General features: G+C 71.2%; 13 protein-coding genes and 2 tRNA genes. 7 read left to right on the top strand and 8 right to left on the bottom strand.

What is annotated here, in order from left to right; all coding sequences use genetic code 11:
* The first annotated feature begins 95 nt into the window (after nt 1–95).
* On the top strand, nt 96–1,190 hold the full coding sequence (locus MTR79_RS05555) for a PDZ domain-containing protein (protein WP_086701707.1): 1,095 nt from the start codon (nt 96–98) through the stop codon (nt 1,188–1,190).
* A 10-nt stretch (nt 1,191–1,200) separates the two neighbouring features.
* On the opposite strand, the gene MTR79_RS05560 is transcribed toward MTR79_RS05555, so the two are convergent.
* Nucleotides 1,201–1,743, bottom strand: coding sequence for a PPA1309 family protein (locus tag MTR79_RS05560; protein WP_048455766.1), 543 nt, complete (start codon nt 1,741–1,743; stop codon nt 1,201–1,203).
* Between the two features lie 163 nt (nt 1,744–1,906).
* Between MTR79_RS05560 and MTR79_RS05565 the strand changes: the two genes are divergently transcribed.
* From MTR79_RS05565 to MTR79_RS05580, 4 genes are all read left to right on the top strand, one after another.
* Nucleotides 1,907–4,837, top strand: coding sequence for a UPF0182 family protein (locus MTR79_RS05565; RefSeq protein ID WP_244793071.1), 2,931 nt, complete (start codon nt 1,907–1,909; stop codon nt 4,835–4,837).
* A 56-nt stretch (nt 4,838–4,893) separates the two neighbouring features.
* Nucleotides 4,894–4,967 (top strand) — tRNA-Met (locus tag MTR79_RS05570).
* Nucleotides 4,968–5,187: 220 nt separating this feature from the next.
* Entirely contained in the window at nt 5,188–7,005 is a 1,818-nt protein-coding gene (locus MTR79_RS05575) for a tetratricopeptide repeat protein (RefSeq protein WP_189364240.1), read from the top strand.
* Between the two features lie 204 nt (nt 7,006–7,209).
* A tRNA-Met gene (locus MTR79_RS05580) sits at nt 7,210–7,283 on the top strand.
* 136 nt (nt 7,284–7,419) lie between these two features.
* Here MTR79_RS05580 and MTR79_RS05585 read toward each other — a convergent pair.
* Nucleotides 7,420–7,836: a Fur family transcriptional regulator gene (locus tag MTR79_RS05585; protein WP_078894967.1), complete on the bottom strand. Its 417-nt coding sequence runs from the start codon at nt 7,834–7,836 to the stop codon at nt 7,420–7,422.
* A 143-nt stretch (nt 7,837–7,979) separates the two neighbouring features.
* On the opposite strand from MTR79_RS05585, the gene MTR79_RS05590 reads away from it, so the two are divergent.
* Entirely contained in the window at nt 7,980–9,431 is a 1,452-nt protein-coding gene (locus tag MTR79_RS05590; protein WP_220450271.1) for a catalase, read from the top strand.
* 72 nt (nt 9,432–9,503) lie between these two features.
* Here MTR79_RS05590 and MTR79_RS05595 read toward each other — a convergent pair whose 3' ends face one another.
* Entirely contained in the window at nt 9,504–9,905 is a 402-nt protein-coding gene (locus MTR79_RS05595) for a CBS domain-containing protein (protein WP_048455708.1), read from the bottom strand.
* Between the two features lie 170 nt (nt 9,906–10,075).
* A complete protein-coding gene (hisN, locus tag MTR79_RS05600; RefSeq protein WP_244789427.1) occupies nt 10,076–10,912 on the bottom strand; it encodes a histidinol-phosphatase in 837 nt (278 codons plus the stop codon).
* Nucleotides 10,913–11,039: 127 nt separating this feature from the next.
* Between hisN and MTR79_RS05605 the strand changes: the two genes are divergently transcribed.
* Nucleotides 11,040–11,651 (top strand): TetR/AcrR family transcriptional regulator, encoded by a 612-nt coding sequence (locus tag MTR79_RS05605; RefSeq protein ID WP_086701699.1) that lies wholly within the window; start codon nt 11,040–11,042, stop codon nt 11,649–11,651.
* A 71-nt stretch (nt 11,652–11,722) separates the two neighbouring features.
* On the opposite strand, the gene MTR79_RS05610 is transcribed toward MTR79_RS05605, so the two are convergent.
* From MTR79_RS05610 to MTR79_RS05625, 4 genes are all read right to left on the bottom strand, one after another.
* Nucleotides 11,723–12,046, bottom strand: coding sequence for a multidrug efflux SMR transporter (locus MTR79_RS05610; protein ID WP_048455705.1), 324 nt, complete (start codon nt 12,044–12,046; stop codon nt 11,723–11,725).
* Between the two features lie 107 nt (nt 12,047–12,153).
* A complete protein-coding gene (gene rsgA, locus MTR79_RS05615) occupies nt 12,154–13,164 on the bottom strand; it encodes a ribosome small subunit-dependent GTPase A (protein ID WP_086701698.1) in 1,011 nt (336 codons plus the stop codon).
* A gap of 9 nt (nt 13,165–13,173) precedes the next feature.
* Nucleotides 13,174–14,490 carry a 3-phosphoshikimate 1-carboxyvinyltransferase gene (aroA, locus tag MTR79_RS05620; protein ID WP_086701696.1) on the bottom strand — a complete coding sequence of 439 codons (1,317 nt, stop codon included), beginning with the start codon at nt 14,488–14,490 and terminating at the stop codon, nt 13,174–13,176.
* Nucleotides 14,491–14,576: 86 nt separating this feature from the next.
* The gene (locus tag MTR79_RS05625) at nt 14,577–15,299 is read right to left on the bottom strand and encodes a M50 family metallopeptidase (RefSeq protein ID WP_086701721.1); all 723 of its coding nucleotides are present in this window, start codon (nt 15,297–15,299) and stop codon (nt 14,577–14,579) included.
* Nucleotides 15,300–15,318: the final 19 nt, after the last annotated feature.

The raw sequence follows: 15,318 nt of genomic DNA on the forward strand, positions 1-15,318 counted from the left end.
CCGCACACCGCAGGCCGGGACGGACGCGGGGCCGGGGCCGCTCGACCGGGCGGCCCTGACGGTGCGCTGACAGGTCCGTCCCGTACTGTCGTGGCATGCCACGCCGTACGGCGACGATGCTCGCCTCCACCCTGATGCTGATCGCGCTCCTGTGCGCGGGAGTCTTCATCCCCGTGCCCTACGCGGAGATGTCGCCGGGGCCGACGGTGAACACACTGGGCGAGCACGACGGCGAGCCGGTGCTCCAGATCGCCGGGCGCAAGACCTACCCGACGGACGGTCACCTCAACATGACCACAGTGCGGGTCACCAGCGCCGACTACCGGATGAACCTGGTCGAGGCCGTGTACGGCTGGCTCGCGCACGACACCAAGGTCGTCCCGCACGACACCCTCTACCCGGACGGCAAGACGGAGGAGGAGTCGACCCAGGAGAACGCCGAGGAGTTCAGCCAGTCCCAGGAGAGCGCCAAGGTGGCGGCGCTGAAGGAACTGGACGTCCCGGTGAAGTCCTGGGTGATCGTCTCCACGGTCGTCAAGGACGCGCCCGCCGAGGGCAAGCTGCACGCGGGCGACGTGATCAAGGCCGTCGACGGCCAACCGGTCAAGGAGCCCTCCGACGTCGCCGACCTGGTGACCGAGCACCGGCCGGGCGAGGACGTCGTCTTCACCATCGTGCCCGCCAAGGAGCAGGCCGCCGCCGAGAAGGAGAAGCGGACGGCGGCGAAGACCGAGAAGGTCACCATCACCACCCGGGCCTCCGACGACGCCGGAGAGAAGCGCGCCGTCGTCGGCATCTCGGCGGGGACCGACCACACCTTCCCGTTCACCGTCGACATCAAGCTCGCCGACGTCGGCGGCCCGAGCGCCGGACTGATGTTCGCGCTCGGCATCTACGACAAGCTCACCCCCGGCAGCATCACCGGCGGTTCGTTCGTCGCGGGCACCGGCACCATCGACGACGAGGGCAAGGTCGGGCCGATCGGCGGCATCGAGATGAAGACGGTCGGCGCGCGAGACAAGGGCGCCGAGTACTTCCTCACGCCCGCCGACAACTGCGCCGCCGCCGCCAAGGACACCCCCGACGGCCTCACCCTGGTGAAGGTCGGCACGATCGACGACGCCCTGGACGCCCTGAAGGACATCCGCGCGGGCGACACCGCCGACCTGCCGACGTGCACCGCGTCCTGAGACGCCGAGGCTAGTCCTCGAACGTCGCCGTCAGCGCCCGGGCCAGACCCGGCACCAGGTCCGAGCCGGTGAGCACCTCGGTCGGGGAGTCCTTCTCCCGCAGCCGGAGCGCCGACTCACGGGAACCGTCACGCAGCACCGCGACCGTCATCCGGACCTCCTGACGCTCCGGGTGCTCCGCCACCCACTTGGTGAGGGCGGCCTCGCCGAGGTCCTTCGGAACCTCCGCCTCCGCGGACGGCGGCAGCATCAGCCGCTCCACGGTGAGCGCGCAGCCGGTGACCGCGTCGGGCCAGGCGATGGTGCCGAGGAACTCGTCGAGCGGTTTGCCGGCGGGAATCTCCTCCTGCTCGATCGGGGTGAGGGCGGCGGACTCCTCCCCGCCGTCCAGGCCGAGGCGGTCCGCGAGAGAGGGCTGTTCCGCCCGAAGCCGGGCAGTGTCTACGAGGGCGAACAGTCGGGCGGGCTGGTCCCAGCCCAGCCCGGACACGTACTCGTCGATCTCGAGCACGGCCCGGGTGAGGGGGTTCGCGGCCATGGGTGTGTTGGACATGGTCACAATCCTCTCTCGTTCCTGGCCGGAATCGGGAACCGAGTAAAGGGTGAGTAAGTTGCATAGGTGTGGACCCGCGATCAGGGGGGCCCACGACGGTCCGTGAAGACGCGGGCTCGACGAATCAACAGCGAACTTCGAGGTGCCTACCTTGGCTTTCCAGATGCCGGACCGCGGCGGAGGCCCGACGGGGCCACGGATCAGAGTGGGCCGGCCGTCCCGACGGGTCCGGACCCTGCTCATGACACTGGGCGTCCTTGCCGTCCTCGGCATGGTGTTCACCATGTTCGCGGGGTTCTGGACCGACTGGCTGTGGTACCGATCGGTCGACTACTCGTCGGTCTTCACGACGACCCTGTCGACCAAGATCGGGCTGTTCGTCGTCTTCGGTCTGCTCATGGCCGTCTCGGTCGGCTTCAACATCTGGCTGGCCCACCGTCTGCGGCCGCCGCTGAGCGCCATGTCGATGGAGCAGCAGAACCTCGACCGGTACCGGATGGGGATCGCGCCCTACAAGAAGTGGCTGCTGCTCGGCATCACCGCCCTGGTCGGCCTGATCGCGGGCGCCTCGGCCTCCAGCCAGTGGCGCACGTGGCTGATGTGGGTCAACGGCGTGTCCTTCGGGCAGAAGGACCCCCAGTTCAACCTGGACGTCTCCTTCTACGCCTTCGACCTGCCCTGGTACCGGTTCCTGCTGGGCTTCGGCTTCGCCGCCGCCATCCTGGGGCTGATCGCCGCCGCGCTCACGCACTACCTCTACGGCGGACTGCGCATCACCAGCCCCGGAGCGCGCGCCACGGCGGCCGCCACCGGACACCTCTCGGTGCTGCTCGGCATCTTCGTCGCCCTCAAGGCGATCGCGTACTGGCTCGACCGGTACGGACTGGCCGTGAAGTCCAGCGACTTCAAGGCGACCGACAGCTGGACCGGTCTGCGGTACGTCGACGCGAACGCCTACCTGCCCGCGAAGACCATCCTGTTCTGCATCGCCGTGATCTGCGCGCTGCTGTTCTTCGCCACCCTGTGGCGGCGCACCTGGCAGCTGCCGGTCATCGGCTTCGGCCTCATGGTGCTGTCGGCGATCCTCATCGGCGGCCTGTACCCGGCGATCGTGCAGAAGTTCCAGGTCCAGCCCAACGAGCAGGCCAAGGAAGCGCCGTACGTCGAGAAGAACCTCGCGGCCACGCGTGAGGCCTACGGCATCGACGACTCCCAGGTCACCGAGTACCCGGGCGTCGCCGAGACCAAGGACCAGGCGAAGCTGCGGGACGACGTCGCGAGCGCGGCCAGCATCCGCATCATGGACCCGAACATCGTCTCGCCGACGTTCCAGCAGCTCCAGCAGATCAGGAACTACTACGCGTTCCCGACCAACCTGGACGTCGACCGGTACGCCAAGGACGGCAAGGAGCAGGACACCGTCATCGGCCTGCGCGAGCTGAACTACGCGGGCATCCCGAAGCGGAACTGGATCAACGACCACTTCCGCTACACCCACGGCTACGGCGTCGTCGCCGCCGAGGGCACCAGCGCCGACGCCGGCGGACGCCCGGCGTTCACCGAGTCCGACCTGCCGTCCAAGGGCGACCTCGGCACGTACGAGCAGCGCGTGTACTACGGCGAGCGGACGACCACGTACTCGATCGTCGGCGGTCCCCAGAAGGAGATCGACTACTCCGACGACAGCGGCGAGAAGACGTACAGCTACAAGGGCGACAGCGGCGTCAACCTCGACAACCCGATGAACCGCGCCGCCTACGCGGTCGCGTTCGGCGAACCGCAGATCCTCTACTCCGGTGCCATCGGTGAGGGTTCGCGGATCCTGTACAACCGCACGCCCAAGGAGCGCGTCGAGGCGATCGCGCCCTGGCTGACCATCGACGGCGACGCGTACCCGGCGGTCATCGACGGCCGCATCCAGTGGATCGTCGACGCCTACACGACCACCAACGGCTACCCGTACGCGTCCCGGACGACGCTCGGCGACACCACGGCCGACTCGCTGACCGCCACCAACGACCAGCGCGCGGTGGTGGCCCAGCAGAACCAGGTCAACTACATCCGCAACTCGGTGAAGGCGACCGTCGACGCGTACAGCGGCGAGGTCAAGCTCTACCAGTGGGACACCCAGGACCCCGTCCTGAAGACGTGGATGAAGGCGTTCCCGGACACCGTGGAGCCGCGGAGCGAGATCTCCCGGGACCTGATGGACCACCTGCGGTACCCGCAGGACCTGTTCAAGGTCCAGCGTGAGCTGCTCACCCGCTACCACGTGAAGGACGCCAACACGTTCCTCTCCGGCAGCGAGGTCTGGCAGGTGCCGGACGACCCGACGAACAAGACGGGTGAGACGGTCCCGCCGTACTACCTGAGCATGAAGATGCCGGACCAGGACGAGCAGGTGTTCTCGCTCACCACGACGTTCACGCCGAACGGCCGTGACAACCTGAGCGCGTTCATGGCGGTCAACGCCGATCCGGGCACCGGGGACTACGGCAAGATCAGAATCCTGAAACTGCCGACCAGCACCACGGTCTCCGGACCCAAGCAGGTGCAGAGCCAGTTCAACTCCCAGCAGGACATCGCCGAGACGATCAGGCTGCTGCGAGGCGGCGACTCCGAGGTCGAGTACGGCAACCTGCTGACCGTCCCGCTGGACGGCGGACTGCTCTACGTGGAGCCGGTCTACGTACGCGGTGGCGGACTGAAGTACCCGCTGCTGCGCAAGGTGCTGGTGACCTACGGCGGCCAGACGGCGTTCGAGGACACGTTGGAGCAGGCGCTCGACAAGGTCTTCGGCGGCGAGGGCACACCCGTCGAGCCGCCGGCCGACGAGGGCGAGGACGAAGGCACGGACGAGGGCACCACGCCCCCGCCGAGCACCCAGCAGCCCTCGACGGTCCAGGAGGCCCTGAACGACGCGCAGAAGGCCTTCGAGGCCGGCCAGGAAGCCCTGAAGAACAACGACTGGGAGGCCTACGGCCGGGCGCAGGAGGACCTCGAGGACGCGCTGCGCAGGGCCGAGGAAGCGCAGTCCGGCGGAGCCGGCGGCGCACGGAGCAGCCCGAGCGCGAGCCCAGGCTCGAACAGCTGATCCGAAGGCCTGGTCACAGGCCCACCCCGCGCCGTGCTACGGTTGCAACACAACGGCGCGGGGTGGAGCAGCTCGGTAGCTCGCTGGGCTCATAACCCAGAGGTCGCAGGTTCAAATCCTGTCCCCGCTACTGACGTCGCGACAGCGACACCAAAGGCCCGGATTCCCAAGGGAATCCGGGCCTTTGTGGTGGGCGAACGCATGTGCCCCGCTTCTCGACGGCCCTGCCGCCGACGGGAGTTGAGCGATCTGTGTTTGACTTGTCTCTCTGTGGGCATGTCGACAAAACGCTGAAGTGACCTCACTGGCTGCGGTATACCAGGTGTACCCAGGTTGCAGGTGGTGCGACGATGGATGTTATGGGGGACAAGGCAACTCTGTTCGAGTCAGGGCGTTTTGTGCAGTCCTCCCCTCGGGAGGAGACCCCCGACGACGCGGGGGAGGCGGCCGACGAGGCGGCGGAGGAGCTGCGCCGCCGGCTCGCCGCCGAGGCCGGTGACGTCGAGGCGATGAGCGTCCTCGGCGCCATGCTGCTGCGCCGTGGTGACCTCGACGGTGCCGAACCCCATCTGCGTGCCGCCACCGCCGCGGGCGACCGCGCCGCCGCCAACAACCTGGGCGTCCTGCTGCACCAGCGGGGCTACCCCGACGAAGCAGCCGGATGGTGGCGGATCGCCGCCGTCGCCGGTTCCACGGCCGCGGCCCACGCGCTCGGCCGGCACCACCGCGAGCGGGGCGACGAACCCGCCGCCGAGTACTGGCTGCGCCAGTCCGCCGAACAGGGCCACACCCTCGGCGCGTACGCCCTCGCCGACCTCCTGGAGCACCGGGGCGACGCCGAGGGCAGCGAGCGCTGGATGCGCGCCGCCGCCGAACGCGGCCACCGCGAGGGCGCCTACCGGCTCGCCCGCGCCCTGGACCGCAAGGCCGCGCGGACCTCCGCCGACCAGGGCACGGCACTGGTCGAGGAGGCCGAACAGTGGTACCGGCAGGCCGCCGCGCGCGGACACCGCCGGGCCGCCCTGCACCTGGGCACGATCCTGGAGAGGCGCGGCGAGCTGAAGGAGGCCGGGCGCTGGTACCTGACCTCCGCCAAGGACGGCGAGCCGCGCGCCGCCTGTGCGCTCGGCTTCCTGCTGCGCGACGCGGGCGACACGGAGAACGCCGCCGTGTGGTGGCTGCGCGCCGCCCAGGACGGCGACGGCAACGCCGCCAACGCGCTGGGCGCCCTGCACGCCGAGCGCGGCGAGACGCAGACCGCCGAGCGGTGGTACCGGGCCGCGATGGACGCCGGCGACATCAACGGCGCGTACAACCTCGGTCTGCTCTGCGCCGACCAGGGGCGCACCACCCAGGCCGAGCAGTGGTACCGCCGCGCCGCCTACGCCGGGCACCGCGAGGCGGCGAACGCGCTGGCGATCCTGCTGCTGAGGGCCGGCGACGAGACCGGCGCGGAGCCGTGGTTCTCCAAGGCCGCGGAGGCCGGCAGCGTCGACGCCGCGTTCAACCTCGGCATCCTGCACGCGGGCCGGGGCGAGAACCGGGCCGCGCTGCGCTGGTACGAACGCGCCGCGGCCGCCGGGCACGCCGAGGCGGCGCTCCAGGTCGGCATGGCGCGGCTGCGGGACGGCGAGGAGGGCGAGGCCGAGCGTTTCCTGCGGTGCGCGGCGGGGGGCGGCAGCGCGGAGGCCGCCTACCGGCTGGCGACCGTGCTGGACGCCCGCCGGCCGCCGGAGCCCGCGCACGAGCTGGGGGAGCCGGTGCACCGGCGCAGCGAGTGCGAGGAGTGGTACGAGCGGGCGGCGTCCCAGGGGCACCGGCGGGCTCAGGTGCGGGTCGGCATGCTGGCCGCGGCCCGCGGTGACGTCGTCGAGGCGGCCCGGTGGTACCGGGAGGCAGCGGAGGCCGGGTCGCGCAACGGGGCGTTCAACCTGGGGCTGCTGCTGGCGCGGGAGGGGAGCGAGCCCGAGGCGGCGGCGTGGTGGACCCGGGCGGCGGACGCGGGGCACGGGCGTGCGGCGCTGCGGCTGGCTCTGGTGTACGCCCGGCGCGGCGAGCTCGCGGAGGGGCAGCGGTGGGCGGACCGGGCGGCGGAGCTGGGGCCTCCGGCGGTCACCGAGAGGGCGGCGCGGCTGCGGGACGCGCTTCGGGAGGAACTGTCCGCCTAGCCGCGGGCACTTCGGGGACTTCGCCCCCGGACCCCCGTCGCGCAGTTCCCCGCGCCCCTGAAGGGGCACTGCCCCGGCCCTCTTCGCGTCGAGCTCTGCGCCCCTGCAGGGCACTGCCCCCGGCCCCGTTCGCGGAGGAAACCGCGCCCCTGTGGGAATCGATTTGCTTCTGTCGGGCACCTTGACGTAGCTTTGAGACATCGCCGCGGGGTGGAGCAGCTCGGTAGCTCGCTGGGCTCATAACCCAGAGGTCGCAGGTTCAAATCCTGTCCCCGCTACTGATGGCCGAGGGCCGGAATCCGAAAGGGTTCCGGCCCTCGGTCGTTTCTGCGACGGACGCGTCCGGCGCCCGGGCGTGACGAGGCCCCGGACACTCGGAAGTGGCCGGGGCCTCGTACAAGCCCTAGGCGCCGGTCAGACCGACGCGCAGTTGGGGCACAGGCCGCGGTACGTCACCTCGACGTCGGACACCGTGAAACCGAACCGCTCCGTGTCGGGCAGGTCGGCCAGCGGGTTGCCGGTCGGGTGGACGTCGCGGATCGCCCCGCACTGTGCGCACACCAGGTGGTGGTGCGGGCGGTGCGCGTTCGGGTCGTAGCGCTTGGCCCGCTTGTCCGTCGCGACCTCCAGCACCTCGCCGAGCGAGACCAGCTCGCCCAGGGTGTTGTAGACGGTCGCCCGGGAGATCTCGGGCAGCTTGGCGACAGCTCTGGCGTGCACCTCGTCGGCCGTCAGGTGGACGTGTTCGCCGTCGAGGACCTCGGCCACCACACGGCGCTGCGCGGTCATCCGCCAACCGCGTCCGCGAAGTCGTTCCAGAAGGTCACTCATAGGCACCAGCCTAACAGCAGGGGGGAGTCGGATCCCGAACGGGTGTGACTTTGGAGCTCTACTTGACTTAGACAATGTCCATTGTAGGATCGAGCTCGGCTTTAGCCAAGGCACAAGTTGCAGTGATGACGCAGGAGGCGCACGTGACGCAGGGACCGCTTACGACGGAGGCCGGAGCCCCGGTCGCCGACAACCAGAACAGCGAGACCGCGGGCGTCGGCGGCCCGGTCCTCGTCCAGGACCAGCTCCTGCTCGAGAAGCTGGCGCACTTCAACCGTGAGCGCATCCCGGAGCGCGTGGTCCACGCCCGCGGCGCCGGCGCGTACGGCACCTTCAAGGTGACCGCCGACGTCACGAAGTACACCCGGGCCGCGTTCCTGTCCGAGGTGGGCAAGGAGACCGAGGTCTTCCTGCGCTTCTCCACCGTGGCGGGCAACCTGGGCGCGGCGGACGCGGTGCGCGACCCGCGCGGTTTCGCGGTGAAGTTCTACACCGAGGAGGGCAACTACGACCTCGTCGGCAACAACACCCCGGTGTTCTTCATCCGGGACGCCATCAAGTTCCCCGACTTCATCCACACCCAGAAGCGCGACCCGTACACCGGCTCGCAGGAGGCGGACAACGTCTTCGACTTCTGGGGTCTGTCGCCCGAGTCGACCCACCAGGTGACCTGGCTGTTCGGCGACCGCGGCATCCCGGCGTCCTACCGCCACATGGACGGCTTCGGCTCCCACACCTACCAGTGGACCAACGAGGCCGGCGAGGTCTTCTGGGTCAAGTACCACTTCAAGACGGACCAGGGCATCAAGAACCTGACCGCCGAGGAGGCCGAGGTCCTCGCGGGCAAGGACCCCGACTCGCACCAGCGCGACCTGCGCGAGGCCATCGAGCGCGGCGAGTACCCGTCCTGGACCGTCTACGTCCAGGTCATGCCGGCGGCCGAGGCGGCCACCTACCGCTTCAACCCGTTCGACCTGACCAAGGTCTGGCCGCACGCGGACTACCCGCCGATCGAGTTCGGCAAGCTGGAGCTCAACCGCAACCCGGAGAACATCTTCGCCGAGGTCGAGCAGTCGATCTTCAGCCCCGCCCACTTCGTGCCGGGCATCGGTCCCTCCCCGGACAAGATGCTCCAGGGCCGTCTCTTCGCGTACGGCGACGCCCACCGCTACCGCGTCGGCATCAACGCCGACCACCTGCCGGTGAACCGCCCGCACGCCACCGAGGCGCGCACCCACTCCCGTGACGGCTACCTGTACGACGGCCGCCACAAGGGCGCGAAGAACTACGAGCCGAACAGCTTCGGCGGCCCCTTCCAGACGGACCGCCCGCTGTGGCAGGGCGTCCCGGTCACCGGGGTCACCGGCGAGTCGGTCACGCCCGTCCATGCCGAGGACAACGACTTCGTCCAGGCGGGCAACCTGTACCGCCTGATGACCGAGGACGAGAAGGAGCGCCTGGTGAAGAACCTGGCGAACGCCATCTCGGGCGTGACGCGCGACGACATCGCCGAGCGCGCGATCAACAACTTCCGCCAGGCCGACGAGGACTTCGGCAAGCGGCTGGAAGCCGCGGTGCAGGCCCTGCGCGGCTGATTCCGGCGCTGGACCGTTTGCCGATCGACGGGCCGGATCCCCTCACGGGGGTCCGGCCCGTCCTCGTGTCCGTCAGGCGGGCACCTGCGGGGCCCGCACCCGGGCGGGCGCCCAGAGGCGGATGATGTCGCGGACCGACACGATGCCCGCGGGCTCGCCCCGGTCGAGGACGATCAGATGCCGGAAACCCCCGTGGGCCATGGCGGCCGCCGCTTCCTCGACGGTCCAGGAGGGGGTGGCGAAGACGACGTCGGTGGTGGTGTGGGCGTGGGCGCGCTCGGCGTCCGGGTCCTGGCCCAGGCCCACGGAGTTGAGGACGTCCCGTTCGGTGAGGATGCCGATCCCGGTGCCGTCGGGGTCGAGGACCACGGCCGCGCCCACCCGGCGCGCGGACATCAGGGCGGCGGCCTGGCGGAGCGTATGGGCGGGGCCGATGGTGAGGACCACGGTGCTCATGGCGTCACGGACGAGCATGGATGGAGCCACCTCCTACCGGAAAACACGAGGTCACGGGCTCGGACGCTCGCTCGTTCGCGTTTTCACAAGTTCACAAGTGGGGGAACTCTCAGAGTGGCAGGCAAAGCGGGGGTCAACAAGAGGGCGCACGCGGCCGTCCGGGGGCGCTCGGCGCGACCGCGGCCGGTTCAGTACCGCTGGTTGAGATACCCCAGCAGCTCGTCGTGGAGGAGGCCGTTCGACGCGGCGGCGTTGCCGCTGTGCGGGCCCGGGCGGCCGTCGAGGCCGGTGAAGGTGCCGCCGGACTCGGTCACCACGATCGCCGTGGCCGCCATGTCCCACAGCGACAGCTCCGGCTCCGCGCAGATGTCCACCGAGCCCTCGGCGACCATCATGTACGGCCAGAAGTCGCCGTACGCGCGCGTGCGCCACACGTCGCGGGTGAGGTCCAGGAAGCCGTCCAGCCGCCCCTGCTCCTCCCAGCCGGTGAGCGAGGAGTACGCGAAGGAGGCGTCGGAGATCCGCGAGACGCGGGAGACCTGGAGCCGGGTGGCCGAGGACAGGCTGCGCCCGGCGTAGGCGCCGTGGCCCTTCGCCGCCCACCAGCGGCGGCCCAGCGCGGGCGCGGACACCACGCCGACGACCGGCTGGAAGCCTCCCCCGCTCTCGACTCCGCTCGAGCCGGAGGCACCCCCACCGCCCGCCTCCATCAGCGCGATCAGCGTGGCCCACACGGGCACGCCGCGCACGTAGTTCTTGGTGCCGTCGATCGGGTCGATCACCCAGCGGCGCGGGCCGGTGCCCTCCACGCCGTACTCCTCGCCCAGCACGGCGTCGCGCGGGCGGGCACGCTGGAGGTGGCCGCGGATCAGCTCCTCGGCGCCCTTGTCCGCCTCACTCACCGGCGTCATGTCGGGTTTGGTCTCCACCTTGAGATCGAGAGCCTTGAACCGGTCCATGGTCGCGGCGTCGGCGGCGTCCGCGAGGACATGGGCGAGACGCAGGTCGTCGAGGTAGTCGGGCATGCAACGAACGGTAGCGGCCGAGATCGGTTCGGGGCCACCGGGGGCCGGTTCCGCGACCCCTTGACAGTCCCCGACACCCCGTCAAATCTGAACCGCAGGGTCCCGGCCGTTCGCCCCGAGGGAGGCGATGATGCCTGCAGCGCGGGAATCACTGCTGGACGCCGCGTACACCGCTCTCGCCCGCCGTCCGTGGTCCGCCGTGCGGATGGTGGACGTCGCCGCCGCGGCCGGGGTCTCCCGGCAGACCCTCTACAACGAGTTCGGCAGCAAGGACGGTCTCGCGCGGGCCCTGGTGCGCCGGGAGGCCGACGGCTACCTGGCCGGCGTCGACCGGGCCCTCACCGCGCACGCCGACCCGCGGGACCGCCTCACCGCGACCGCCGAGTGGACCACGCTGATCGCCCGCGAGAACGCCCTGGTGCGGGCCATGCTCACCGGCTGCTGGAGCGAGCGCCTGCCCGAGCCCGGCCTCGCGGCCGTCGCGTCCGGGTCACCGGTGCCCGCGCAGCGCCGCGCCGACGGACCGCTGCCCTCGCCCTCCGACTTCGTGCACCTGGTCCGGGACCGGGCCGTCGCCGTGCTCGCCGGTCCGGGGCACGCTCGCGGCGACACCGCCGACCTCGCCCGGTCCTGCGAACTGGTGATCAGACTCGCCGTGTCCTGCGTCGTCGCACCCCCGCCCGACGACGGCGTGGCCGAGCTGGTCCGGGGCGCGCTGCAGCGGCAGCCGGTGCCGTAGCGAGGGTCCCTCTCCACAGACCTTCTTCACATGAGGTTTCTCTCACCAGGCCCTCTTGACCGGGTAACGGCTCAGTGCGCCGAACCCGAGAGCTGGAGCCCGATCACCCCGACGATCACGAAGGTGATCGAGACGATCTTCAGGGTGGACACCAGGTCCCCGAGGAACACCATCCCGTAGATGGCCGTCCCCGCCGCCCCGATGCCCGTCCACACCGCGTACGCCGGTCCCACGTCCAGCTTCTTCAGCGCCAGGGTGAGCAGTCCGAAGCTGCCCAGGGCGAACGCGCAGAAGGCGATGGTCGGCCACAGCCGGGTGAACCCGTGCGACAGTTTCAGACACACGGCGAAACCGGTCTCGAGCAGCCCGGCGACGATGACCAGCAGCCACGCCATGTGTCCTCCCGCATTCCCCGCGTACAGTGACCGCTTCGTCTGGTTCGTGTCCGGCTCGGTGCGATTATGCACTTACCGGCGACACCACGGGGCAAACACGACGTGCCTCAGTCCCCGTCGGTGCGCTCCCGCGCGGCGAGCAGCCGCCGCAGCGAGTACAGCCGCGCCGGGTCCGCGTGGCCCTCCGCCACCCAGTCGTCCAGCGCGCAGTCCGGCTCGTCGTGACTGCACGCGCGCGGACAGCCCTCCGTGCCCGGCTCCAGGTCGGGGAAGGCGTGGATGACCCGCGACGGGTCGACGTGCGCCAGCCCGAACGACCGCACGCCCGGGGTGTCGATCACCCAGCCCTCGGCGCCCGCGAGCGGCAGTGCCAGCGCGGACGTCGTGGTGTGCCGGCCGCGCCCGGTCACCGCGTTGACGTGACCGGTGGTGCGCCGCCGCTCCTCCGGGACCAGCGCGTTGACGAGGGTCGTCTTGCCGACGCCGGAGTGGCCCACGAACGCCGTGATCCGGTCGTCGAGCTGCTCGCGCACCCGCTCCACCGCCTCGCCGCTCTCCAGCTCCGCGCGGCTGGTGACGACGTACGGGATGTCCAGGTCGCCGTACAGCTCCAGCAGTTTGTCGGGCGGGGCCAGGTCGGACTTGGTCAGCACCAGCAGCGGCTCCAGGCCACCGTCGAAGGCGGCCACCAGGCAGCGGTCGATCAGGCGCGGCCGGGGCTCGGGGTCGGCGAGGGCGGTGACCACGGCGAGCTGGTCGGCGTTGGCGACGACCACCCGCTCGTAGGGATCGTCGTCGTCGGCGGTGCGGCGCAGCACCGACGAGCGCTCCGCGATGCGCACGATCCGGGCGAGGGTGTCCTTCCTGCCGGACAGATCGCCGACGAGGGCCACCCGGTCGCCCACCACGGCGGCCTTGCGGCCCAGCTCGCGGGCCTTCATCGCGGTCACGACACGGTCCTCGACGAGGCAGGTCAGCCGGCCCCGGTCGACCGTGAGCACCATGCCCTCGGCGGCGTCCTCGTGCTTGGGCCTGATGTGGGTGCGCGGCCGGTTGCCCTTGCGGTTGGGGCGGGAGCGGATGTCGTCCTCGTCGGTGTGCTTGCCGTAGCGGCGCATCGTGAACCCCTATGCCCCGAGCATCCCGGTCCACAGCTCGGGGAAGTCCGGCAGGGTCTTCGCCGTGGTCGCCACGTTCTCGATCTGCACACCGTCGACCGCCAGGCCGATGATCGCACCGGCGGTGGCCATGCGGTGGTCCTCGTAGGTGTGGAAGACCCCGCCGTGCAGCCGGCGCGGGCGGATGTGCAGGCCGTCGGCCGTCTCGGTGACGTCGCCGCCCAGCTCGTTGATCTCCTTGGTGAGCGCGGCCAGACGGTCCGTCTCGTGCAGCCGCAGATGGGCCACGCCCCGCAGGGTCGACGGGGAGTCCGCGAGGGCCGCGACCGCCGCGATGCCCGGCGTCAGCTCGCCCACCTCGCCGAGGTCCACGTCGATGCCGTGCACCGCACCGGAGCCGGTGAAGACCAGCCCGTACTCGGTCAGCTCGCAGGAGCCGCCCATCTCGGTGAAGATCTCCCGCAGCCGGTCGCCGGGCTGGGTGGTGCGCGCGGGCCAGTCGGGGATCACCACCCTGCCGCCGGTGATCAGCGCGGCCGCGAGGAACGGCTGCGCGTTGGACAGGTCCGGCTCGATCGTCAGGTCCCGGCCGAGCAGGGCGCCCGGGGTGACCCGCCAGACGTTCGGCTCGCCGCCCGACTCGGGGGTGTCGACCTGGGCGCCGACCGCGCGGAGCATGTCGACCGTCATCCGGATGTGCGGCATCGACGGCAGCGTCGCGCCGGTGTGCCGCACCTCCACGCCCTGGTTGAAGCGCGGCGCCGACAGCAGCAGGGCGCTGACGAACTGCGACGACGAGGAGGCGTCCACCTCGACCGTGCCACCGTCCAGCGCGCCCCCGCCGTGCACCGTCATCGGCAGCGCGCCCCGGTCGTCGTCGTCGATGCGGGCGCCCAGCCGGCGCAGCGCGTCGATGACGCCGTTCAGGGGACGCTCGTAGGACCGCGGGTCGCCGTCGAAGCGCACCGGGCCCTCCGCCAGGGTGGCCACCGGAGGCAGGAAGCGCATCACCGTGCCCGCGTTGCCCACGTCCACCGTGGCCGGGCCGCGCAGACCGGCCGGCACCACACGCCAGGCCTCACCCGTCCCGTCGGGACCGACGCCCTCCTCGATCTCCACGCCCATCGCGCGCAGCCCGCCCGCCATCAGCAGCGTGTCGCGCGAGCGCAGGGGGCGGCGCAGCCAGCCCGGCTCGGAGGCGAGGGCGGCGAGGACGAGAGCGCGGTTGGTGACCGACTTGGACCCGGGCACGTGGACCGTCGCGTCGACGGCTCCGCTCGCGTGCGGGGCGGGCCAGAGGGCGGTGTGCGTGGGGTTCGGGGCCATGGGGCCACTTTATAAGGAGGTGAGGAGCCCGGCCGTTCCGTGCCCGCCAGGCGGAACACCGCCCGCTCACCCGCCGGCCCGCCCGGTCACAGACCCAGCAGCCAGCGTCCCCCGCCCAGCAACGAGCACACCGACACCGCGTGGAAGAGGAACAGCCACAGCCCCGCCGGCACGTGCGTCAGCCGGGACAGCTGGTCCGCGTCCGAGTCCCCGGCGCCCCCGTGCCGCCGCTTGGCCTGGAGCTCGAACGCCGGACGCACCCCGCCCAGCAGCAGGAACCACACCACGGCGTACGCGAACGCCGCCTGCACCTGCGGTCCCGCGAGCCACGACACCAGCACGAACGTGCCCCCGGTGACCAGCACCGACACCGCACCGTAGGCGTTGCGGATCATCACCAGCACCGCCAGCAGCAGCGCGGTGGCCAGCCACAGCAGCAGCGTGATGCGCCCCGCGCCGAGCAGCGCCGCCCCGCCGAGGCCCAGCAGCGGGGGAGCGGTGTAGCCGGCGGCGGCCGTGAGGATCATGCCGATGCCGGTCGGCTTGCCGCGGCTGAGGGTCAGGCCGCTGGTGTCGGAGTGGAGGCGTATGCCGGTCAGGGTGCGGCCGGTGAGCAGTGCCACCAGGCCGTGCCCGCCCTCGTGCGCGATGGTGATCGCGTTCCGTGCGACCCGCCAGGGCGCCTGCGGCACCACCACGGCGAGGGCCGCCACCAGGGTCGCGACGACCACCCACAGGTCCGGGTCGGGCTGGGTGCCCGCGACCTCGTCCCAGAGGGAGGCGAGGGACGCGGACGCGGTGCTGACCATGCTCGTCATGTGTGTTGGA

This window comes from Streptomyces sp. BJ20 (assembly GCF_022869105.1).
In the GTDB taxonomy this organism is placed as follows: domain Bacteria; phylum Actinomycetota; class Actinomycetes; order Streptomycetales; family Streptomycetaceae; genus Streptomyces; species Streptomyces griseoincarnatus.